At 70.5% G+C, this 21071-nt stretch carries 20 protein-coding genes; 15 read left to right on the top strand and 5 right to left on the bottom strand.

Annotated elements, in window-relative coordinates:
- Positions 1-102: 102 nt before the first annotated feature.
- The gene (locus QMO56_RS03060) at positions 103-1521 is read right to left on the bottom strand and encodes an Nramp family divalent metal transporter (protein ID WP_283523565.1); all 1419 of its coding nucleotides are present in this window, start codon (positions 1519-1521) and stop codon (positions 103-105) included.
- A gap of 256 nt (positions 1522-1777) precedes the next feature.
- Between QMO56_RS03060 and parC the strand changes: the two genes are divergently transcribed.
- Positions 1778-4015, top strand: a complete 2238-nt coding sequence (gene parC / locus QMO56_RS03055; protein WP_283523564.1) for a DNA topoisomerase IV subunit A — start codon at positions 1778-1780, stop codon at positions 4013-4015.
- A gap of 36 nt (positions 4016-4051) precedes the next feature.
- On the opposite strand, the gene QMO56_RS03050 is transcribed toward parC, so the two are convergent.
- Complete coding sequence (locus QMO56_RS03050) at positions 4052-4984, bottom strand: DMT family transporter (RefSeq protein WP_283523563.1); 933 nt, start codon at positions 4982-4984, stop codon at positions 4052-4054.
- Between the two features lie 40 nt (positions 4985-5024).
- Between QMO56_RS03050 and QMO56_RS03045 the strand changes: the two genes are divergently transcribed.
- From QMO56_RS03045 to glgX, 5 genes are all read left to right on the top strand, one after another.
- The gene (locus tag QMO56_RS03045) at positions 5025-5669 is read left to right on the top strand and encodes an NUDIX domain-containing protein (RefSeq protein ID WP_283523562.1); all 645 of its coding nucleotides are present in this window, start codon (positions 5025-5027) and stop codon (positions 5667-5669) included.
- Entirely contained in the window at positions 5669-6397 is a 729-nt protein-coding gene (locus QMO56_RS03040) for an alanyl-tRNA editing protein (protein WP_283523561.1), read from the top strand. The genes QMO56_RS03045 and QMO56_RS03040 overlap by 1 nt, the downstream gene beginning before the upstream one ends.
- A gap of 5 nt (positions 6398-6402) precedes the next feature.
- Entirely contained in the window at positions 6403-7245 is an 843-nt protein-coding gene (locus QMO56_RS03035) for a sulfurtransferase (protein WP_283523560.1), read from the top strand.
- On the top strand, positions 7245-8456 hold the full coding sequence (gene metC / locus QMO56_RS03030) for a cystathionine beta-lyase (protein WP_283523559.1): 1212 nt from the start codon (positions 7245-7247) through the stop codon (positions 8454-8456). The genes QMO56_RS03035 and metC overlap by 1 nt, the downstream gene beginning before the upstream one ends.
- 129 nt (positions 8457-8585) lie before the next feature.
- A complete protein-coding gene (gene glgX, locus QMO56_RS03025; RefSeq protein WP_283523558.1) occupies positions 8586-10790 on the top strand; it encodes a glycogen debranching protein GlgX in 2205 nt (734 codons plus the stop codon).
- A 30-nt stretch (positions 10791-10820) separates the two neighbouring features.
- On the opposite strand, the gene QMO56_RS03020 is transcribed toward glgX, so the two are convergent.
- The gene (locus tag QMO56_RS03020) at positions 10821-11339 is read right to left on the bottom strand and encodes a Fur family transcriptional regulator (RefSeq protein WP_283523557.1); all 519 of its coding nucleotides are present in this window, start codon (positions 11337-11339) and stop codon (positions 10821-10823) included.
- 65 nt (positions 11340-11404) lie between these two features.
- Here QMO56_RS03020 and hisI point away from each other — a divergent pair, with 65 nt between their 5' ends.
- The 3 genes from hisI (at position 11405) to QMO56_RS03005 (ending at position 13611) form a co-directional block, all read left to right on the top strand.
- A complete protein-coding gene (gene hisI / locus QMO56_RS03015; protein ID WP_283523556.1) occupies positions 11405-11812 on the top strand; it encodes a phosphoribosyl-AMP cyclohydrolase in 408 nt (135 codons plus the stop codon).
- Positions 11802-12890: a GTP-binding protein gene (locus tag QMO56_RS03010; RefSeq protein ID WP_283523555.1), complete on the top strand. Its 1089-nt coding sequence runs from the start codon at positions 11802-11804 to the stop codon at positions 12888-12890. The genes hisI and QMO56_RS03010 overlap by 11 nt, the downstream gene beginning before the upstream one ends.
- Before the next feature lie 70 nt (positions 12891-12960).
- On the top strand, positions 12961-13611 hold the full coding sequence (locus QMO56_RS03005) for a GPP34 family phosphoprotein (protein WP_283523554.1): 651 nt from the start codon (positions 12961-12963) through the stop codon (positions 13609-13611).
- Here the strand turns inward: QMO56_RS03005 and QMO56_RS03000 are convergent.
- The gene (locus tag QMO56_RS03000; RefSeq protein ID WP_283523553.1) at positions 13577-14374 is read right to left on the bottom strand and encodes an amidohydrolase family protein; all 798 of its coding nucleotides are present in this window, start codon (positions 14372-14374) and stop codon (positions 13577-13579) included. The genes QMO56_RS03005 and QMO56_RS03000 overlap by 35 nt on opposite strands.
- Before the next feature lie 137 nt (positions 14375-14511).
- Here QMO56_RS03000 and QMO56_RS02995 point away from each other — a divergent pair, with 137 nt between their 5' ends.
- Complete coding sequence (locus QMO56_RS02995) at positions 14512-15219, top strand: SDR family oxidoreductase (RefSeq protein ID WP_283523552.1); 708 nt, start codon at positions 14512-14514, stop codon at positions 15217-15219.
- Between the two features lie 30 nt (positions 15220-15249).
- Here QMO56_RS02995 and QMO56_RS02990 read toward each other — a convergent pair whose 3' ends face one another.
- Positions 15250-16005: a carbonic anhydrase gene (locus tag QMO56_RS02990; protein WP_283523551.1), complete on the bottom strand. Its 756-nt coding sequence runs from the start codon at positions 16003-16005 to the stop codon at positions 15250-15252.
- A 153-nt stretch (positions 16006-16158) separates the two neighbouring features.
- On the opposite strand from QMO56_RS02990, the gene QMO56_RS02985 reads away from it, so the two are divergent.
- From QMO56_RS02985 to QMO56_RS02965, 5 genes are all read left to right on the top strand, one after another.
- Positions 16159-16755 carry a GNAT family N-acetyltransferase gene (locus QMO56_RS02985; RefSeq protein ID WP_283523550.1) on the top strand — a complete coding sequence of 199 codons (597 nt, stop codon included), beginning with the start codon at positions 16159-16161 and terminating at the stop codon, positions 16753-16755.
- An 84-nt stretch (positions 16756-16839) separates the two neighbouring features.
- Positions 16840-17739: a carbon-nitrogen hydrolase family protein gene (locus QMO56_RS02980; protein ID WP_283523549.1), complete on the top strand. Its 900-nt coding sequence runs from the start codon at positions 16840-16842 to the stop codon at positions 17737-17739.
- Positions 17736-18914, top strand: a complete 1179-nt coding sequence (gene lpxB / locus QMO56_RS02975; protein ID WP_283523548.1) for a lipid-A-disaccharide synthase — start codon at positions 17736-17738, stop codon at positions 18912-18914. The genes QMO56_RS02980 and lpxB overlap by 4 nt, the downstream gene beginning before the upstream one ends.
- Before the next feature lie 232 nt (positions 18915-19146).
- Entirely contained in the window at positions 19147-20595 is a 1449-nt protein-coding gene (locus tag QMO56_RS02970; RefSeq protein ID WP_283523547.1) for an ATPase domain-containing protein, read from the top strand.
- Positions 20596-20625: 30 nt separating this feature from the next.
- Positions 20626-21009 (top strand): response regulator, encoded by a 384-nt coding sequence (locus QMO56_RS02965; protein WP_283523546.1) that lies wholly within the window; start codon positions 20626-20628, stop codon positions 21007-21009.
- The last annotated feature ends 62 nt before the right edge of the window (positions 21010-21071 follow it).

The following is a 21071-nucleotide window of genomic DNA, read 5'->3' as shown; positions in this document are numbered from 1 at the left end:
TTCGCGCCTCTCCGGGGTGATGCACCCGGCAAGAGGGTACCCGGCCGGAAAGGGAAAGGGGGGGAGGCGGTGCCCCGCCCCCCCTGCCATGCCCGCGGGGCGTTACACCACGCCCACGGCGCTCAGCGCAGTGTAGAAGCCGAGCACCACGATGGCGATGCTGCTCACCACCAGCAGTCCGTTGAAGGCCGGGCCGCCATGCAGGCGCGGGTCCGTCTCGGTGCGGCGCAGATGCCAGACCGCCACCACCGCCGCCAGCAGGAAGATGCCGGTCGCCGCGCCGCCGATCTGGATCATCAGCACCGGGGAGCGGATGAACAGGTAGGCCGCGCCCCAGACGATCGGCAGGCCGATGGTGAAGATGCGGATCCAGCGCAGGCGATCCCCGGTGTTCCGCCACTCCAGCACGCCCATCACGGCGAGCAGGTTGGTGTACATCCGCGCCCAGCTCGGCACCGCCGCCCAGAGGGTGGAGCCCAGCACGGCGACGGCGCCCACCAGGAACACCGTGCCGGCCCATTCGCCCAGCGTGTCCGTGTACATGCGGGCGAGCGCGGTCAGCATCTCGTTGCCCTGCGGCACCAGACCCTGCGGCGCCAGCACCGAGGCGCCCATGATGAAGAAGGCCAGGGTGCCGAAGGTATAGATGCACCAGGAGACGAAGGCGTCCTTGTACATCACGCCGATCCAGCCCTTGGCGCGGCGCTGCCAGGCCTCGCTGCCGTCATTCGGGCCGACATGGCGGGCATAGCCCTTCTCGACGCACCAGTAGGTGTAGAAGGTCAGCTCGTCGGCGCCGACGCCGGTGATGCCGAACATGGCGATGGCGGCGCCGATCGCGCCCGCCGGGATGCTGAGCGTGAGGCCGCTGGCGATGTCGGACATCGAGTAGGCGTAGGGCGTGAAGGGCAGCCCGGCGGCGATGACGATGGTGACGAAGGAGAAGATCACCACCAGCGCCGTCGCGCCGCGCTCGATCAGGCTGTAGCTGTTGGAATAGAGCAGCGCGATGCTGCCGCCGGCGACAATCACCGTCCAGAGGCCGAGCGAGACCATGCCGAGCGGAGGGCCGCCCAGCGGCAGCAGGATGGACAGCGCCATGGCGGTCCCGCCGACCACGCCGCCCATCTGCAACACCTTGGAGAGGGCCATCAGCGCCCAGAGGACGTTCACCCAGCCGAGCCGGCCGAGATGCGGGCCGACCTTGTTGTAGCCGGTGAGCGCCGGCTGGCCGGTGGAGATGGTCCAGCGCGCCAGCTCGACCTGCACGGCCACCTTCACGAAGGTGCTGAAGATGACCATCCAGAGCAGGGCGAAGCCCGCCGTGGCGCCCAGCGTGGTGGTGGCGATCAGCTCGCCGGAGCCGACGATGGAGGCGCTGAGGATCAGCCCCGGGCCGAGATGGCGCAGCGAATGCGCCCAGCCCACCGGCGGCTCCATGACGGCGTCAGGCGTGAGGTGGTAGGGATCGTCGATGGGCGCCCGCTCCGGGCGCGCAATGCCTTCGACGCTTGCACTCATTCCGTTTCTCCCGTGCGCCGCTGCAATTCTTGGTTTTCTTGGTCACGGCGCCTGCGTGTACGATCACAGGACAATGGCCGCTTCGGCCAAGCTCGTCATCCGCTCCCGGCCGCTTCTTGCGAAATCGTGAGACTGCTTGCCTGACCTTGAGTTCTTGCTATGTTCTGGCCCGCACGCCTTGCCCCTGGCGCGCGCGGCGCCGCTGCGCTAGCCCGGGCCCGCCGAGATCGTGCCGAGACTGCCAGGAGTTCCGCCCATGCCCGACGACATCGCGACGCTGCCCGAAGGCGGGGCCGTGAAGCCGACCACCCTCTCGGCGGCCCTGTCGGAGCGGTATCTGGCCTATGCCATGTCCACCATCACGGCCCGCTCGCTGCCGGATGTGCGGGACGGGCTGAAGCCGGTCCATCGCCGCCTGCTCTGGGCGATGCACCAGCTCAAGCTGGACCCGGCGGCGGGCTTCAAGAAATGCGCCCGCATCGTCGGCGACGTCATGGGCAAATACCACCCGCATGGCGACGCGGCGATCTACGACGCCATGGTGCGGCTCGCCCAGGAGTTCGCGGCGCGCTACCCGCTGGTCGAGGGCCAGGGCAATTTCGGCAATATCGACGGCGATAACGCCGCGGCCATGCGCTACACCGAGGCGCGGCTGACCGAGATCGCCCAGGTGATGCTGCAGGGGATCGAGGAGAACGCCGTCGATTTCCGCGCCACCTATGATGGCGAGGAGCGGGAGCCGATCGTGCTGCCCGCCGCCTTCCCCAACCTGCTGGCCAATGGCGCCAACGGCATCGCGGTCGGCATGGCGACCTCCATCCCGCCGCACAATGCGGGCGAGCTCTGCGCCGCCGCGCTGGAACTGATCCGCAACCCGGCGGCCGAGATCGACGACCTGCTGCGCCACCTGCCCGGCCCGGACTTTCCCACTGGCGGCGTGCTGGTGGAGAGCGCGGAGGCGGTGCGCGAGGCCTATGCCACCGGGCGCGGCGGCTTCCGCATCCGCGCCCGCTGGGAGAAGGAGGCGCTGAAGAACGGCACCTGGCAGGTCGTCGTCACCGAGATCCCCTACCAGATCGCGAAGTCGCGCCTGATCGAGCAGATCGCCGCGCTGATGGAGGAGAAGAAGCTTCCCCTGCTGGCCGATGTGCGGGACGAGAGCACGGATGTCGTCCGCATCGTGCTGGAGCCGAAGAGCCGCACGGTGGAGCCCGCGGTGCTGATGGAGACGCTGTTCCGCGCCACGCCGCTGGAATCCCGCGTCTCGCTCAACATGAACGTGCTGGACGCCAGCCGGACCCCGCAGGTGATGGGGCTGAAGGCGGTGCTGCGCGCCTGGCTCGACCACCGGCACGAGGTGCTGGTGCGCCGCAGCCAGCACCGGCTGGACGCCATCGCCCGCCGGCTGGAGATCCTGGACGGCTACCTGATCGCCTATCTCAACCTGGACGAGGTGATCCGCATCATCCGCGAGGAGGACCACCCGAAGCCGGTGCTGATGCAGACCTTCGGGCTGACCGACGTTCAGGCCGAAGCGATCCTGAACATGCGGCTGCGCAGCCTGCGCAAGCTGGAGGAGATGGAGATCCGCAAGGAGCACAAGAAGCTCTCGGCGGAGCAGAAGTCGCTGCAGGCGCTGCTGGGCAGCGAGAAGGCGCGCTGGAAGAAGCTGGCCGAGCAGATCGAGGAGACCCGGCAGAAGTTCGGCGAGGAGACCGCGCTCGGCAAGCGCCGCACCACCATCGACGCCGCTCCCGCCGCCGTGGTGATCGACGAGCGCGCCTTCGTCGAGCGCGAGCCGATCACCGTGATCCTTTCGGAGAAGGGCTGGATCCGCGCGCTCAAGGGCCATGTGCCGATGGAGACGGAGCACAAGTTCAAGGAGGGCGACCGGCTGCGCATCGCCCTCCATGCCGAGACGACCGACCGGCTCTGCCTCTTCGCCACCAACGGCAAGTGCTACACCATCAAGGCCGACGCCCTGCCGCGCGGCCGCGGCGACGGCCAGCCGGTGCGCCTGATGGTGGACCTTACCAACGAGGACGAGGTGGTGGACCTCTTCGTCTGGCAGGAGAGCCGCAAGTACCTCGTCGCCGCGCGCGACGGGCGCGGCTTCGTGGTCAAGAGCGAAGACCTGCTGGCCGAGAAGCGCACGGGCAAGCAGGTGCTGACGGTGGACCCGCCCAACGAGGCCGCCGCCTGCGTGCCGGTCGAGGGGGATACCGTCGCCATCGTCGGCGAGAACCGCAAGCTGCTGGTCTTCCCGCTGGAGCAGGTGCCGGAGATGGTGCGCGGGCGCGGCGTGGCGCTGCAGGGCTACCGCGACGGTGGCATGGCCGATGTGAAGGTCTTCACCGCCAGCGCCGGCCTGACCTGGCGGATCGGCGAGCGGGTGCGGATGGAGAGCGACCTCACCACCTGGCGCGGCAACCGCGCCGGGGCGGGCAAGCTGCCGCCGAACGGCTTCCCGAAGTCCAACCGCTTCGGCAATTGAGCGGACAGGCCGGGGGAGGCGTGCCCTCCCCCGACCTCAGCCACGCAGCTGCGCCTCGCGCTGCCAGATGTAGAGGCCCGAGACGACCAGCACGGCGATGCCGAGGAAGTCCCAGGCCACCGGCTGCTCGCCCCAGAGCAGGATGCCCAGGCCCATCGTCCAGATGATGCCGGAGTATTCAAAGGGGGCGATCAGCGTCGTCTCGCCGCTGCGGTAGGCCGCCGTCATCAGCAGTTGCGCCAGGGCGGAGACCAGCCCGATGAAGGCCAGCAGCATCCATTGCGCGGACGTCGGCCAGACCCAGTCGGGCACCGCCAGCGCGCCACCTATCAGGCAGCCGCCGAGCGCGAACCAAAGCACGATGGTAGCGCCGGATTCACCGCGCTCGCCCATGCGGCGGATGGTGATCATCGCCATGGCCCAGGCCACCGCCCCGGCCAGCACGCCCGCCACCGCCGCCAGCGGAAGCTGCGCGGTGCCGAGGCCGGGGCGCAGCATCACCAGCACGCCGAGGAAGCCGACCAGCACCGCACTGGCGCGGCGCCAGCCCACCTTCTCCCCGAGCAGCGGCACCGAGAGCGCGGTGAGGAACAGCGGCATGGTGAAGCCGAGCGCCGTCACGGTGGCGAGCGGTAGGTGGACATAGCCGTAAAAGCTGCCGAACATGCCCACCAGCCCATAGAAGGTGCGCTGCGCATGCGCCCATGGCTGCCGGGTGGCCAGCACGCGCCAGCGCTGCCCCGGCACTCCCGAGGCCAGCGCCAGCCCGAGCAGGACGGGAACGGCGAAGAGGTTGCGGAACAGGATGACCTGCATGACCGGAATCGCCCCACCCAGCGCCTTCACCGCCGCGGCGGCCAGGGCGAAGGTTGCGGCGGCGCCCATCACGGAGAGAATGGCCCGGCGGCGCGCGGCGCCCGCGTCGCTTTCGGGCGGCGGGGCATGGACGATGGGGATGGGGCGGCTCATGATCGTGGCGTTTCACTGTCGAGGTTAGGCTGCCCACCGCATGAAGGCCAGACCGCCGAAGGCACCCCCGGTGCCGGCGCATCCGCTCTACATCCCCGAAAGCGACGAGGTGGTTTGGGACGGCCGCTTCCCCATGCAGCGCGTGCGCTTCCGCTATCGCCGCGCCGACGGAACGCCCTCCGGCCTGCTCACCTGGGAGATGTGGCGGCGCGGCAATGGCGCGCTGATCCTGCCCTATGACCCCTGGAGCGGCCGCATCGCGCTGATCGAGCAGTTCCGCCTGCCCGCCCTGGCTGCGGGCGAGGAGCCGATCATGCGGGAATGCCCGGCCGGGCTGCTGGAGAAGGGCGAGGACCCCGAGGCCACCGTACGGCGCGAGCTGCAGGAGGAGACCGGCTTCACCGCCGACCGGATCGAGAAGATCGGCGCGTTCATGACCATGCAGGGCGGCGCCGACGAGGTGCTGCACTTCTTCTGCGGCCGCGTGCGCCTGCCCGAGACCGCCGCCCCCGGTACGCGGGGCCTCGCCGACGAGCATGAGGAGACCCGCCTCGTGCTGCTGCCGGCCGAGGAGGCCTTCGCCCAGGTCGCGCGCAACGAGATCCGCAACAGCCCCGCGGCGCTGGCCCTGATGTGGCTGCAGATCAACGCGCCGCGCCTCAACGCTGAATGGACGTCCGACTGATGACCGAAATGCTGTTCCGCACCGACGCCTATGCCGCCGAATGCCGCGCCAAGGTGCTCTCCGCCGGCCCGGACGGGGTGGTGCTGGACCGCACCGTCTTCTACGCCCAGGGCGGCGGCCAGCCCGGCGACACCGGCTGGCTCCGTTGGGCCAATGGGGAAGCCGATGGGGAGATGCCGGTCGCCAATGCCGTGAAGGGGGAGGGCGGCACCGTGCTGCACAAGCCGGCCGAGGGCGCCCCCCTGCCCGCCCCCGGCACCGAGGTGACCGCCGCGCTGGACTGGGAGCGCCGCCACCGGCTGATGCGGATGCACACCAGCCTGCACCTGCTCTGCTCGCTGATTCCCGGCGCTGGCGTCACCGGCGGGCAGATCGGCGCCGACCGCTCGCGGCTGGACTTCGATCTCGCCGAGCCGCCGACGAAGGAGTGGCTCTCCGAGCAGCTCACCGCCCTCGCCGCCGCCGACCATCCGGTGGGCGAGCGCTGGATCACCGAGGCGGAGCTGGACGAGAATCCCGGCCTGGTGCGCACCCTCTCGGTGAAGCCGCCGCGCGGCGCCGGCCAGGTGCGGCTGGTGCGCATCGGGCCGGAGGAGACGCCGGTGGACCTGCAGCCCTGCGGCGGCACGCATGTGCGGCGCACCGGGGAGATCGGCGCCATCACCGTCACCAAGCTTGAGAACAAGGGCAGGCAGAACCGCCGGGTCTATCTGGTGCTGGAAGGGTAAGGGCGATGCAGGACCTCGTTTCCACCGAATGGCTGGCCGCCGAGCTGGGCGCGCCGGACCTGCTGGTCTTCGACACCACCAAATACCTGCCGAACGAGCCGAAGGACGCGCTGGCCGAGTTCGCGCGGGCGCATATCCCCGGCGCCGGCTTCTTCGACATCGACGCGGTCGCCGACCCGGAGACCGACCTGCCGCACATGGCGCCCACGCCGGGCCGGGCCTCGCGCCAGCTCGGCGCGCTGGGCATCTCGAACCGCCACCGCGTGGTCTTCTACGACCAGAAAGGTCTGTTCTCGGCGGCGCGCGGCTGGTGGCTGATGCGCCTCTTCGGCCATGAGCAGGCCGCCGTCCTGGATGGCGGCCTGCCCAAATGGCTGAAGGAAGGCCGCCAGACCGAGACCGGCCCGGCGCACGCGGTGCCGCAGCAGGACTTCTGGGCCGACTTCATCGCCCGCCGCCTCGCCGGCATCGGCGACGTGAAGCAGATCGTCGCGGACCGCTCGGCGCTGATCCTGGACGCGCGCGCCAAGGGCCGCTTCGATGGCACGGCGCCTGAGCCGCGGCCCGGCCTGCCCTCCGGCCACATGCCCGGCGCCGCCAGCGTGCCGGCGACCGACCTGCTGGCCGCGGACGGCACCATGCTGCCGCCCGAGCAGCTCCGCGCCCGCTTCGCCCAGGCCGGAGCGGACGGCAGCAAGGCGCTGGTCACCTCCTGCGGCACCGGCGTCACCGCCTGTATCCTGGCGCTCGGCCTGGTGCGTGCCGGGCTGCCCGAGCCTGCCGTCTATGACGGCTCCTGGACCGAGTGGGCCAGCCGCCCCGAAACGCCGAAGGAAAGCACGCCCTGATGCCCGACAACCTGCCCCCCGACGCGAAGCACAAGGGTGAAAGCTTCGCCACCCGCATGTCGCATGGCGGCCGCGCCGGCACCCGCGTGCATGGCTTCGTCAACCCGCCGGTGCATCGCGGCTCCACCGTGCTCTACCCCTCCTGCGAGGCGCGCGGTGCGCTGGGTGCCCGCTCGCTGGAGCAGGTGATGACCTACGGCACCGCCGGCGGCCCGACGCATTACGCGCTGGAGGACATGGTGGCGGAGATCGAGGGCGGCACGCGCGCCCTGATCGTCGGCACCGGCCTCGCCGCCTGCAGCCTGCCGCTGATGGCCTATCTGAAGGCCGGCGAGCACTGCCTGGTGCCGGATTCCGTCTATGGCCCGGTGCGCCGCATCGCCAACGGCATGCTGGCCCGCTTCGGCATCGAGACCACCTATTATGATCCAGCCATCGACGCCGAGGGGCTGCGCGCCCTGCTGCGGCCGAACACCAAGGTTCTCTATATGGAGAGCCCGGGCAGCCACACCTTCGAGATGCAGGACATCCCGGCGCTCGCCGAGGCGGCCCATGCGCATGGCGCCAAGGTGCTGATGGACAACACCTGGGGCATCCATCACTTCCAGCCCTTCACCAAGGGCGTGGACGTCTCCATCCAGGCGCTGACCAAGTATGTCGGCGGCCATTCGGACGTGCTGCTCGGCAGCGTGACCGTGAACACGCCGGAGGACTGGGCGACCATTGCCGGCGCCGCGCGCGAGATCGGCCACTATGCCAGCCCGGATGACTGCTGGCTGGCGTTGCGCGGCCTGCGCACCCTGGCGGTGCGGCTGAAGCACCAGGAGGAGGCCGGCCTGACGGTGGCGAAGTGGTTCGAGGGCCGCCCCGAGGTGCTGCGGGTGCTGCACCCCGCCCTGCCCAGCCATCCCCAGCACGCGCTGTGGAAGCGCGACTTCACCGGCGCCTGCTCGCTCTTCGGCGTGGTGTTCCAGCCGCGCTACACGCCCGAGCAGATCAACGCCGTGGTCGACGGGCTGAAGCTGTTCGGCATCGGCGCCTCCTGGGGCGGCTATGAGAGCCTGGCGCTGCCCACGACCAACCACATCACCCGCACCGCCGCCGGTGCGCTGGAACTGGAGGGGCCGACCGTGCGCTTCCATATCGGGCTGGAGGACACGAACGACCTGATCGCCGACCTCGCAGCCGGGCTGGACGGCCTGCCGCGCTGAAGCACCGGCGGGGAGGCCGGCCGCCTCCCCGCCCCGCGCGCACCTCCGCGTGGGAAGGATGAAGCTGCGGCAACCCGACGGCCTCTGGCGCGTCTATTCCGTTGCGCTTTCACCCGAGGTATCCCCCCCGTGCCGCCTGCCATTAACGTTTCCCGAATTTCCGAAGGACGCCCGAACCCGCTCGGTGCCACCTGGACCGGCCTGGGCGTCAACTTCGCCCTGTTCTCCGCCAATGCCACCAAGGTCGAGCTGTGCCTGTTCGACGCCTCCGGCAAGACGGAACTGGAGCGGATCGAACTGCCGGAATACACCAATGAGGTGTTCCATGGCTTCCTGCCGGATGCGCGGCCGGGCACGGTCTATGCCTATCGCGTGCACGGGCCCTATGAGCCGGAGGAAGGCCACCGCTTCAACCCGCACAAGCTGGTGCTGGACCCCTACGCCCTCTCCCATGTGGGCGACCTGAAGTGGGACCACGCGCTGTTCGGCTACACGATCGGCCACAAGGACGAGGACCTCTCCTTCGACAAGCGGGACAGTGCCCGCTTCATGCCGAAGTGCCGCGTGGTCGATCCCGCCTTCACCTGGGGCAACGACCGCCGCCCGCGCATCCCCTGGGAGCGCACACTGGTCTACGAGACGCATGTGAAGGGCGTCACCAAGCGGCACCCGCTGATCCCGGAGGAAATGCGCGGCACCTATGCGGGGCTCGCCACCCGCGATGTCATCCGGCACATCAAGTCGCTGGGCGTCACCGCGGTCGAGCTGCTGCCGATCCACTTCTTCCTGAACGACGACTATCTGCTGAACAAGGGGCTGACCAACTACTGGGGGTACAACACCCTGGGCTTCTTCGCGCCCGCCCGCCGCTATGCCCGCACGCCGGACTTCGCCTTCGCCGAGTTCAAGGAGATGGTGGCCCGCCTGCATGACGCGGGGCTCGAGGTCATCATGGACGTGGTCTACAACCACACCGCCGAGGGCAACGAGCGCGGCGCGACGCTCTCCTTCAAGGGCATCGACAACGCCAGCTACTACCGCCTGCTGCCCGACCAGAAGCGCTATTACATCAACGACACCGGCACCGGGAACACGGTGAACCTCAGCCACGCGCGCGTGCTGCAGATGGTGAACGACAGCCTGCGCTACTGGGTCAACGAAATGCATGTCGATGGCTTCCGCTTCGACCTCGGCACCATCCTGGCACGCGAGCCGCACGGCTTCGACGACCAGTCGGCCTTCCTCAAGGCCTGCATGCAGGACCCGGTGCTGGCCGATGTGAAGCTGATCGCCGAGCCCTGGGACATCGGACCGGGCGGCTATCAGGTCGGCAATTTCGCGCCGGGCTGGGCGGAGTGGAACGACAAGTACCGCGACACGGTGCGCGCCTTCTGGGTGGGCGAGGAAGGCAAGGCCGCCGATCTCGGCAGCCGGCTCTCCGGCTCGGCCGACCTGTTCGACCATCATGGCCGCCGTCCCTGGGCCAGCGTGAACTTCCTCGCCGCGCATGACGGCTTCACGCTGAACGACCTCGTCAGCTACAACGAGAAGCACAACGAGGCGAATGGCGAGGAGAACCGCGACGGCCATTCGCACAACTACTCCTACAATTACGGCGCCGAAGGGCCGACCTACGACCCCGAGATCAACGACGTGCGCGAGCGGCAGATCAAGAACATGCTCGCCACGCTCTATCTCTCGCAGGGCACGCCGATGCTGCTGGCGGGCGACGAGTTCGGGCGCACGCAGCAGGGCAACAACAACGCCTATTGCCAGGACAACGAGATCTCCTGGCTCGACTGGAACTGGGACGACAAGGGCAAGCGTCTCGTTGCCTTCACCCAGCGCCTCGCCGATCTGCGCAACCGTTTCCCGATACTGCGCCGGTCCCGTTTCCTGTCCGGCCAGCATCACGAGGCCAGCGGCGTCAAGGGGCTCTCCTGGTACAAGCCCGGCGGCGAGGAGATGGAGAGCGCCGACTGGGACGATCCCAACACGCGCTGCTTCGCCCGCATACTGGATGGGCGTGCCCAGGAGAGCGGCATCCGCGTCGCCGCGCATGACGTGACGCTGCTGCTGATCCTCAACGCTTATCACGAGGCGGTGGACTTCACCCTGCCCGAAAGCTCGGACGGCGTGTGCTGGGTGCGGCTGCTCGACACCAACGTCAATGGCGAGGACGAGGAGGAGGAGCCGGAGTTCCCGATCGGCGGGACCTACACGGTCACCGGGCGGTCCCTGCTGCTGTTCAGCCTGAAGCGCCGCCGGTCAAGGAAGGAGCCGGAGAAGAACGCGCCGCCGGCCTCGCTGCCCGAGGCGCAGCCGAAGCGCTGAGCTGAGCGCCGGCCTGGCCGCCGCGGGAAGCTAAGCCCCGGCCGCCTCCGGCGGCCGGGTCGCGCAGGCAGCGCAGAACCCTTCCACTTCCACCGTCGCATTGCCAACCCGGAAGCCGACCCGCGCCGCCGCATCCGCCAGGGCATGCGCCACGGCCGGGTCGCTGATCTCGACCGTCACGCCGCAGTCGCGGCAGATCAGGAACTGGTGGGGATGGTGGTGGTCATGCCCGCCGCCATGATCGTACCCGGCCTCGACGCAGCCGACAAAGGCGTTCAGCCGCTCCACCTTGTGGATCAGCCCCTGCTCCAGCAGGAAATCCAGCGCGCGATATACGGTAGGGGGCGCGGCGCCGGGCCGCTGCGCCTTCAGCCGGTCGAGCAGCGCATAGGCGCCGAGCGGCTGCTCCGCCTCCAGCACCAGGGCCAGCACCTGCCGGCGCAGCTCCGTCAGTTGCGCGCCGGCGCGCAGGCAGCGCGCCTCGGCCCCCGCCAGTGCCCGCGCCAGCTCCTCCGGCATTTCCGCCGCGCTGCCCTGCCCTGTCGTCATGCCTGGACCTCCTGCTTGCCGCCGCGTGTTATATAGTAACTGAACCCCTCTTCGAGGAGCCGTCCATGCCGGTTGCCGATCCCGCCGCCCGCGCCCGTTTCCTGGCCGCCACCCGGTTCAATGAGCAGGGGCTCGTCCCTGTCATCGCCCAGGCACACGACACCGGCGAGGTGCTGATGATGGCCTGGATGAACGCCGAGGCGCTGGAGGAAACCCTCGCCACCGGGCGTGTGGTCTATTTCAGCCGCAGCCGCAACGCCCTCTGGCGCAAGGGGGAGACCTCCGGGCAGGTGCAACGGCTCCGGGACCTCCGGCTCGACTGCGACGGGGACACCATCCTGGCCCTCGTCGAGCAGCAGGGCGTGGCCTGCCACACCGGCCGGCGCTCCTGCTTCTACCAGGCGCTGCGCGAGGGCGAACTGGTGGCTATCACGGCGCCCGAGATGGACCCGGCGGTGCTCTATGGCCGCTGATGCCCCGGCCTTCCCGCTCCCCGTCACGCTGCTGACGGGCTTTCTCGGCGCCGGCAAGACGACGCTGCTGAACCACCTGCTGAAGCAGCCGGAGATGGCCGGAACGGCCGTGCTGATCAACGAGTTCGGCGAGATCGGGCTGGACCACCTGCTGGTGGAGACGCTGGACCAGGAGGCCGTGCTGCTGCAGGCCGGATGCCTGTGCTGCACCATCCGCGGCGACCTCGCCCGCGCCCTGGAGGGCATCGCCGAGCGGGTGCGGAATGGCCAGGAGCTGCGCCGGGTGGTGATCGAGACCACCGGCCTCGCCGATCCGCTGCCGATCCTGCAGACGCTGATGGCCGATCCCGGCACCAGCCGCCATTTCGTGCTGGATGGCGTGGTGACGCTGGTGGACGCGGTGAATGGCCTCGTCACGCTGGCGCGTCAGCCGGAGGCGGAGCGGCAGGTCGCCGTGGCCGACCGGCTGCTGATCAGCAAGGCGGACCTCGCCGATGCGGCAGGGCTGGAGACGCTCCGCGCGAAGCTGCGCGCGCTGAACCCGGGCGTTCGGCCGCTGCCCGCCAGCACGGTGCGGGCGGCGGATCTTGTGGGCTGCGCCCCCTTCGACCCGGCGCAGCGCGCGGCGGACCTCCGCCGCTGGCTGGATGCGGAAGCCTGGAGCGAACCGCACCCCGCGCACGCGCATCCCCACCACGGCCATGACCACGGCCATCGCCACGCGCATGACCCGAACCGGCACGATGCGCGCATCCACGCCTTCTGCCTCAGCTTCGACCGCCCGCTGCCCTGGGATGGCCTCGCCACCTGGCTGGAAATGCTGGCCGCCACGCGCGGCGACGCGGTGCTGCGGGTGAAGGACATCCTCGACCTGGAGGGGCAGGAGCGGCCCGTGGCGATCCATGGCGTGCAGAGCGTCTGGCACATGCCCACCCTGCTGCCGGCCTGGCCGGAAGGGCTGCCGCGCCGCTCCAGCCTTGTCTTCATCCTGCGCGACCTGCCGCGCAGCGTGATCGAGGAGGGCATCGCCGCCTTCTGTGATGCGGCCGGCAGCCGGCGCGCCCTCACCGGCCGCTAGCCAGCCGTTGACGGGCCGCCGCCGGCGCGTTTCCCTCTGGGCCGAGAAACTCAACCCGGAGTGCGCCACCATGTCGCTGACCATGCCGGAGGAGCTGCTGCTCCTCATGCTCGATGACGGGACCGGCCGGCTGTTCGATCGCGCGGCGCCCTCCGGCGACTACGCGCTGGCCGCCAGCGTGCTCGCCGAGCTGCTGCTGGAGGGCCGCATCCACACCGACCCCGAGCATCTCGCCGTCACCAACGCGGAGCCGACCGGCGACGCGGTGCTGGACGAGGTGCTGGGCCGCATCCGCAGCGAGACCACGCCGCATGGCACGCGCTGGTGGATCGAAACGCTCGGCAGCGAGGCCGAGGGCTTCCGCGACCGCTACTTCGACCGGCTGGTCGAGCGTGGCGTGCTGAAGCTGGAGGAAGGCCGCTTCCTCTGGATCTTCCCGGAGCGCCGCTACCCGCAGATCTCCGGCAAGGAAGAGCGCGAGGTGAAGGCGCGGCTGATGGCGGTGATCTTCGACGACCACACACCGAGCCCACGCGACGCGCTGCTGATCGGGCTGGTGCGCGCCGCCGGCCTCTTTCCGCTGCTGCTCGCCTCACACGAGCTGGATCACGTGCAGCCGCGCATCGACGCCGTGTCCGAGCAGCAGGAGCTGAGTCGCACCCTGACCGACGCGGTGCGCGACATCTTCACCGACCTGGCGCGTGTCGGCCCGGTGATCTGAGGGCGGCCTCTCGCCCGTGCGCGGCGGCGCCGTAGAAGGCCGCCGCGTTCTCATGGAAAGGCGCCGCCCCGGCGATACGGCGCAGCAGCGCCATGTCCTCCGGCGCGAAGGGGCGGCGCGCGCGGGTCGAGGGCAGGTCCGTGCCGAAGATCAGCGCCCGGGGCGCCACCGCCGCGATCCGCTCCAGCGCCGGCGCGACCTCCAGGTCCACGCGGCCGAAGCCGGTGGCCTTCACCCTCGCCCCCGCCGCCGCCAGTTCCAGCACCACCGGCAGCCCCGCCTCGGTCATGCCAAGGTGGTCGATGACCAGGCGGCCGGCCATGGCGCGCAGCCGCGGCAGCAGCGGGCGCAGCGTGGCGGCGTCGGCATAGATCTGCGCATGCAGCCCGGCCGCGGCATGGGCGCGGTCGGCGAAGTCCAGGGCCGCCTCCGGGCTGTCCTCCACCATGCCGCGATAGAGGTTGAAGCGCAGCCCGCGCACGCCGCGCGCCGCCAGTTCGCGGAGCCGGGCCTCGGGCATGGCGGGGTCGGCGGCGGCAACGGCCACGAAGCCCGGCCCCAGCTCCTCCAGCGCCGCCAGGAGCGGCACCGGGTCGAGCCCGTGGGTCGAGGCGGCCACCAGCACGCCGCCTGTCACGCCAAGTCCGGCGGTGGCGGCGCGGTACTGCGCCACGGTGAAGGTCGGCGGCGCATAGCCGCCATGGCCCGGCGCAGGGAAGCGCGGATCGAAGATGTGGAAATGGGCGTCGAAGATCGCAGTCATGGGGTGCTCGCGCAGCCAGGAAAGCACGGACGGGGCGGCGGCTCCAGCGTCCCCGGTGGAGGGGGCGCCGGGCCGCGCATGGCCACGCCCTGCCTTGTGATGCCACCCGCCTCCCGCCCCGGTGTTTCTGGCGCAGCATGAACGAGATCCATTCCCCCCCGGTCGCCCTGATCAGCGGCGGCGCCCATGGCATCGGTGCCGGCATCGCCGGCCGGCTGAAACAGGACGGCTGGCGCGTCGTCACCGCCGACCTCAACCCTGGCGCGGCCGGCACCCGCCATGTCCTGGCCGATGTGGCCGACGAGGCGGCGGTCAGCGCCCTGGTCGAGGGGGTCGCCGCCCGGGAGGGGCGGCTGGACGCCCTGGTCTGCAACGCCGGCATCATGGTCCGCAAGCCGGTGACGGAGCTTTCCCTCGCCGAGTGGAACCGGGTGCTCGCCACCAACCTGACCAGCGCCTTCCTGCTCACCCGCGCCGCCGCGCCGCTGCTGAAGCAGGCGCGCGGCGCCATCGTCACCATCGCCTCCACCCGGGCGCATATGTCGGAGGCCGATACCGAGTCCTACTCGGCCAGCAAGGGGGGCATCCTGGCGCTGACCCATGCGCTGGCGGTCAGCCTGGGGCCGGAGGTGCGGGCCAACTGCGTCAGCCCCGGCTGGATCGACGTGGCCGGCGAGGAGTTGCGCCCCGAGGACCATGCGCAACACCCGGCAGGCCGCGTCGGGCGGGTGGAGGACATCGCCGCGATGGTCGCCTGGCTGGTGGGGCCGGAATCCGGCTTCGTCACCGGCAGCGAGTTCATCTCCGACGGTGGGATGACGCGGAAGATGATCTACGCCGAGTAGCCGGACCTGACCTCCGCCAGGCGCCTGGGCCTAATTGAAGAAGGTGACCTCGCCGTTGTCCAGGTCGTAGCGGGCACCCACCACCTTCAGCCGGCCGGCTCGCTGCGGTTCGCTGATGATGGTCGAGGCGGTCTGCAACCGCGCGACCACACGGCGCACATTCTCCTCAACCGCCTGGTCGAGCAGAGCCGTGCCGCTGTGCCCGTCGCTGCGTGCCTTCAGCACGGCCGGGATGATCGGCTCCACCACCTCGCTGATGACACCCGGCAGGACCGCGTTCCGCTCCACCACGTCGATCGCGGCGGCCACCGCGCCGCAGCGCTCGTGGCCCAGCACCACCACCAGCGGCACGCCCAGCGCGGCAACGGCATATTCGACGCTGCCGAGGCTGGTATGGCCCTCCGTATTGCCGGCGTTGCGGACGATGAACAGTTCGCCGAGGCCGCGGCCGAACAGCAGTTCCGGCGGCACGCGGCTGTCCGAGCAGCCGATCATCACGCAGAACGGCGTCTGGCTCTGCGCGATGGCCAGGCGGCGCTCCCGCCCGATCTCCTCCTGGTGCAGGGGACCGGACGAGACATAGCTGCGATTGCCCTCCTTCAGGCGCTCCAGCGCCTGCTCGGCGGTCAGGCTGGTACGCGCTCCGGTCGCGGCGCGGGCGGGCGCCGCCAGGGGCGGAAGGCCCGCCGCCGTGCAGGCCAGCGTGGCGCCCGCCACGGCCAGGAGCGCTCGGCGCCCCGGCGCGGGCCGCCGCGGTTGGCAGTCCGGGCAATGGAAGGTCTGCATGGCGTGGCTTCCCCCTGGTTGTTCCGGCGGCGACATTCCGCCCATTGGGTGCACCAACCGGAGGCCATGCCGCGGGTTGCGCAGCCACACGCCGCAGGCCGGCCACCGGCACCGCTCTCGATTTCCGCCGGCTTCCATTCTATCCAGAGAGGCATGGCCCCTGCTCCGCTCCGCTTCGAGACGCTGCGTGGCCCGGCGCTGCGTCCCTGGCTGCCGGCGCTCGCGGACCTGCGCATCGCCGTGTTCCGCGACTGGCCCTACCTTTATGAAGGCGACGCGGCCTATGAGGCGCGCTACCTGCAGGCCTATGCCGAGGGTGCCGGGGCGGCGGTGATCGTCGCCTTCGATGGCAACCGGCCGGTCGGCGCCGCCACCTGCGAGCCGATGGCGGAAACCCATGGCACGGTGCGGGAGGCCTTCCTCGCCGCCGGCCTGGACCCGGCCCGCTACTGCTATTTCGGCGAGAGCGTGCTGCTGCCTGCCTATCGTGGCCAGGGCGCGGGGGTGCGCTTCTTCGCCCTGCGCGAGGCGCATGCGGTGGAAACCGGCGCGGAATACACCACATTCTGCGGCGTGCGCCGCGATCCCGCCGATCCGCGCAGGCCCGTCGGCTATGCCCCGCTCGACGCCTTCTGGCGCAAGCGCGGCTACACGCCGCTCGAAGGGCTGTCCTGCGTGATGGAATGGCAGGAGGTCGGCACCGCTGAGGAAACCCCGCACCGCCTGGATTTCTGGCACAAGCGCCTCTGAGCCAGGGCGCCCTGCCCGCCGCCCCGATGCAGTTGGCGGCGCGACCCCGACGACGCCCCCGAGATGGAAGCCCAGCCCGCCGTGATGACGACCGCTCCCCACCCCCTGCGCCTCGCCCTGCTGCAATACCGCGTCGAGCGGCCGGGCAGCGTCGCCGCCTGGGCCGCCAAGCTCGACCACTGGCTGGCCGAGGCCCGGGAGGGCGGCGCCGAACTGGCCGTGCTGCCGGAATATGCCTGCGTCGAACTGGGCTCGGCGCTTGCCGGCAAGTCCCCGGCCGAGGAGCGCGAGGAGCTGGAGGCCATGGTCGAGGCGGCGCCCGCCATCCTGGAGGCGATGCGCGGCGCCGCACGGCGGGCGGGGCTTTGGCTCATCCCGGGTTCCCTGCCGATGCGGGACGCCGATGGCGCCATCCGCAACCGTGCCCCGCTGATCACCGCCGATGGCCGCCTCGCCTTCCAGGACAAGCACGCCATGACGCGCTTCGAGGCGGAGCGCTGGGGCGTCTCGGCAGGGGCGGCACCGGTGGTGTTCGACACGCCCTGGGGCCGCATCGGCCTCTCCATCTGCTACGACAGCGAGTTCCCCAAGCATGTCCGCGCCCAGGTGGAGGCCGGCGCCTGGCTGGTGCTGGTGCCGACCTGCACGGACACGCTGCACGGCTTCAACCGCGTGCGCTTCTCCGCCGCCGCGCGGGCGCTGGAGAACCAATGCTTTGTCGGCATCGCGCCGACGGTCGGGGATGCGGACTGGTCCGCGGCGCTGGACCATAACCGCGGCTTTGCCGCCGTCTTTGGCCCGATCGACCGCGGCTTCCCGGAGGATGGCGTGATCGCCCGGGGCGCGCTGGACCAGGCGCAGTGGGTCTTCGCCGATCTCGACCCGGCGCGCATCGAGGCGGTACGGCGCGAGGGCGCGGTGTTCAACCACCGGGACTGGCCGCGCCAGAGCTTCCCCCGCCCCAGCCCGGCCGAATTCGCGTGACGCTGGTCTATCTCGTCGCCGGCGAGGCCTCGGGCGACATGCTGGGCGCGCGGCTGATCGCCGCGCTGCGCCGTGCCCGGCCGGACCTCGCCTTCGCCGGCGTCGGCGGCGAGCGGATGGCCGAGCAGGGCTTCCAAAGCCTGTTTCCGATGCGCGAGCTGGCGCTGATGGGCTTCCTGGAGGTGTTGCCGAACATCCGCCGCCTCGCCCGCCGGCTGGACGAGACGGCGGCCGACATCGCCGCGCGCCGCCCGGCCCTGGTGGTGACGATCGACAGCCCCGGCTTCACCCTGCGCGTCGCCGCACGGGCGCGGGCGCAGGGCTTTCGCGTGCTGCACTATGTCGCGCCGCAGGTCTGGGCCTGGCGTCCGGGCCGGGTGAAGAAGATCGCGCGGCAGGTGGACCGCATCCTCGCCCTGCTGCCCTTCGAGGCGCCCTTCTTCGAGAAGGCGGGCATTCCCGTGCGCTTCGTCGGCCACTCGATCCTGGAATCCGGCGCCGACCAGGGCGACGCCGCCCGCTTCCGCGCCGCGCATGGCATCGGGCCGGAGGAGCGCGTCGTGCTGGTGATGCCGGGCAGCCGGCGCAGCGAGGTGGGGCGCCTGCTGCCCGTCTTCGGCGCGGCGCTGCGGCTGGCGGCGGAGCGGGTGCCCGGCCTGCGCCCTGTGGTGCCGCTCGCCGGGCCGGTGGAGGAGGCGGTGCGGGCCGTCGCCGCGCACTGGCACCCGGCGCCGATCCTGCTGCACGGCGTCGGGGAGAAATACGACGCCTTCGCCGCCGCGCGGGAAAGCGGCGGGGCGGGGCTGATCAAGTCCGGCACCTCCTCGCTGGAGGTGGCGCTGGCGGGCGTGCCGATGGTGGTGGGCTACCGCGTCAACCCGCTTTCGGCGGCCATCGCACGGCGGCTGATCCAGGTGAGACACGTCTCCATCGTCAACCTGCTGGCGGATGCGGCGATCATCCCGGAATACCTGCAGGAGCGCTGCACGCCCAAGCTGCTCGCGGCCGAGCTCGTGCGCCTGCTGACGGACCGCGAGGCCGCCGCCGCGCAGCGCGCCGGCTTCGCGCGCGTGCTGACGATGCTGCGGCCACCTGAGGGGCTTTCCAGCGAAGCCGCCGCCGCCGCGGTGCTGGAGATGATCGAAGGCCACCCCTCCGCCGCGCGACAGTCCTGAGCCGCCCTCACTCCACCGCGCATTCTGCCGTTTTTGCCGCGACTGCGGGGAGACCAGCGTTCCGCAAGAGTTTATACGGGTGGTTTGGCGTGCTCGGCACGCCGGCAATGCGCTGCTTCTCCTGCCCGCTGCGGAGGCCCGGCAGGCGGCAGCGCTCGGAGAGGCATGAGGCCCCGGGCGCGTCCGCGGCCAAGAGGTCAGACGTGCGGCCGAGCCGCAGGAGAGAGTGGATATGCCCCGGTCATTGAGGCGCCTCACCAGCGGAGTGGAGGGGTTGGACAGCATCCTGGGCGGCGGCCTGGTCGAGGGAAGCACCTATATCGTTCAGGGCCATCCCGGATCCGGGAAGACGATCCTGGCCAACCAGGTGGCCTTCCACCGCGCCGCCGGCGGGGACAGTGCGCTCTACGTCACGCTGCTTGCGGAGTCGCATGAGCGGCTGTTCCAGTTCCTCTCGACGATGGACTTCTACGATCCGGCCCAGGTGGGAAGCCGCCTCAACTATGTCAGCGCCTTCCAGACCATGCAGGAGGAAGGCCTCGACGGCGTGGTGCGGCTGCTGCGGCGGGAGATCCCGCGGCAGAAGGCCAGCCTCCTCATTCTCGACGGTCTGCTGAACGCCCGCGAGAAAGCCGCGACGACGCTCGACGTGAAGACCTTCATCGCCGCCCTGCAGGGGCATGTGGCCTTCGCCAGTTGCACGGCCCTGCTGCTGACAAGCTCGAACTTCGATGACGGCAGCGGTGAGTACACGATGGTGGACGGCGTGCTCGAACTGCGCGAGGAGGCCTTCGGGGCACGCGCGGTGCGCTGCCTCCGCGTCCGCAAGTCACGCGGAAGCGCCGCCCTGACGGGGACGCATCAGTGCGAGATCACCAGTCGCGGGATGGTGACCTATCCGCGGCTGGAGGCTCTCCTGGCGCAACCTTCGGTGCCGGACCAGCCGAGCGAGGCGCGCACCACCAGCGGGGTGGAGACCCTGGACCGGCTTCTCGGCGGCGGCCTCCCGGTCGGCTCCATCACGCTGCTGACCGGACCCTCCGGGACCGGCAAGACATCCTACGGCCTGCAATTCCTGGCGCAGTCACCACCGGACGAGCCGGCGCTGCATTTCGGCTTCTACGAGACGCCAGCGCGGCTGGAACGCAAGGCGCAGGCGCTCGGAATGGATCTGTCTCCCCTGCTGAATGCCGGCCGGCTGCACATCCTCTGGCAGGCGCCGACGGCGAACCTGCTGGACGGGCTGGGCCAGCGCCTGCTGGAAACGGTCCGCCGCCATGGCGTGAAGCGCCTGTTCCTCGACAGTTTCGCCGGCTTCACGCGCGCGGCCGTGGACCCGAACCGGCTGACCGAATTTTTCACCGCGCTGATCAACGAGCTTCGCGCCCGGGGCGTGACAGTCCTGGCGACCTGCGAGCCGTACAGCCTGCACGGGCCGCAGGTCACGCTCTCACCGCCTGAAATCGGGAGCATGGTGGACAACCTGCTCCTGGTGCGCTTCGCCGAGCGGAACGCGCAATTCCTGCGCCAGCTGCTGATCATCAAGGTGCGTGACAGCGCTTTCGACCCGCTGCCGCGCGAATTCATCATCACGAGGCAGGGCATTCAGCTGGCTGAGGCGCCATCGGGTGCTGTGAAAGCGCTGGCCGGAATGGCGGTGTCCGGCGATCTTCCCTTGTGACATTCCCTCCAGGGGAGGCGGGACTCCGGTATGACAACGATCCTCGTGGTGGACGATGAATTCCTGATCGCGGATCTTCTCGCCACCGAGCTGGAGGACCAGGGCTACCGCGTGCTGCAGGCGCATCATGGCAAGAAGGCGCTTGAAATCCTTGCCCATGAGCGGCCAGCGCTGATCGTGACGGATTTCATGATGCCGTTGATGAACGGGCTGGAGATGGCCCAGGCCATCAAGTCACAGCCCCAGTACAGGGATCTGCCGATCATCCTGCTCAGCGGCGCGCAAGGAGCCATCGCCCGGCGCTACCCGGAACTCTTCGCTGCCGTCTATGACAAGCCCATCGAACTCTGGCGTCTCTCACAGGCGATACGCGCCCTGATTGGGCCTGCCCGCCTCGCCGGTGAGGGGGGCTGAACCGCCGCACCGGCGAGGCGCCCGCCGGGGCGGCTTCACCCGGCCCGGCACCTCATCGCAGC

This window comes from Roseomonas sp. E05, from assembly GCF_030063475.1.
In the GTDB taxonomy this organism is placed as follows: domain Bacteria; phylum Pseudomonadota; class Alphaproteobacteria; order Acetobacterales; family Acetobacteraceae; genus Pseudoroseomonas.
Note: the sequence above shows the minus strand (reverse complement) of the source record. Positions and strands in the feature narration are given on the sequence as shown.

Coding starts and splice junctions, on each gene's coding strand:
- QMO56_RS03040 (WP_283523561.1), top strand. CDS start 5,669: ATGACCGAAATGCTGTTCCGCACCGACGCCTATGCCGCCGAATGCCGC.
- QMO56_RS03045 (WP_283523562.1), top strand. CDS start 5,025: ATGAAGGCCAGACCGCCGAAGGCACCCCCGGTGCCGGCGCATCCGCTC.
- QMO56_RS02985 (WP_283523550.1), top strand. CDS start 16,159: ATGGCCCCTGCTCCGCTCCGCTTCGAGACGCTGCGTGGCCCGGCGCTG.
- QMO56_RS03005 (WP_283523554.1), top strand. CDS start 12,961: ATGTCGCTGACCATGCCGGAGGAGCTGCTGCTCCTCATGCTCGATGAC.
- QMO56_RS03050 (WP_283523563.1), bottom strand. CDS start 4,984: ATGAGCCGCCCCATCCCCATCGTCCATGCCCCGCCGCCCGAAAGCGAC.
- QMO56_RS03010 (WP_283523555.1), top strand. CDS start 11,802: ATGGCCGCTGATGCCCCGGCCTTCCCGCTCCCCGTCACGCTGCTGACG.
- metC (WP_283523559.1), top strand. CDS start 7,245: ATGCCCGACAACCTGCCCCCCGACGCGAAGCACAAGGGTGAAAGCTTC.
- QMO56_RS02995 (WP_283523552.1), top strand. CDS start 14,512: ATGAACGAGATCCATTCCCCCCCGGTCGCCCTGATCAGCGGCGGCGCC.
- QMO56_RS02965 (WP_283523546.1), top strand. CDS start 20,626: ATGACAACGATCCTCGTGGTGGACGATGAATTCCTGATCGCGGATCTT.
- QMO56_RS02970 (WP_283523547.1), top strand. CDS start 19,147: ATGCCCCGGTCATTGAGGCGCCTCACCAGCGGAGTGGAGGGGTTGGAC.
- QMO56_RS03020 (WP_283523557.1), bottom strand. CDS start 11,339: ATGACGACAGGGCAGGGCAGCGCGGCGGAAATGCCGGAGGAGCTGGCG.
- QMO56_RS03035 (WP_283523560.1), top strand. CDS start 6,403: ATGCAGGACCTCGTTTCCACCGAATGGCTGGCCGCCGAGCTGGGCGCG.
- QMO56_RS03000 (WP_283523553.1), bottom strand. CDS start 14,374: ATGACTGCGATCTTCGACGCCCATTTCCACATCTTCGATCCGCGCTTC.
- QMO56_RS03060 (WP_283523565.1), bottom strand. CDS start 1,521: ATGAGTGCAAGCGTCGAAGGCATTGCGCGCCCGGAGCGGGCGCCCATC.
- QMO56_RS02990 (WP_283523551.1), bottom strand. CDS start 16,005: ATGCAGACCTTCCATTGCCCGGACTGCCAACCGCGGCGGCCCGCGCCG.
- QMO56_RS02980 (WP_283523549.1), top strand. CDS start 16,840: ATGACGACCGCTCCCCACCCCCTGCGCCTCGCCCTGCTGCAATACCGC.
- hisI (WP_283523556.1), top strand. CDS start 11,405: ATGCCGGTTGCCGATCCCGCCGCCCGCGCCCGTTTCCTGGCCGCCACC.
- parC (WP_283523564.1), top strand. CDS start 1,778: ATGCCCGACGACATCGCGACGCTGCCCGAAGGCGGGGCCGTGAAGCCG.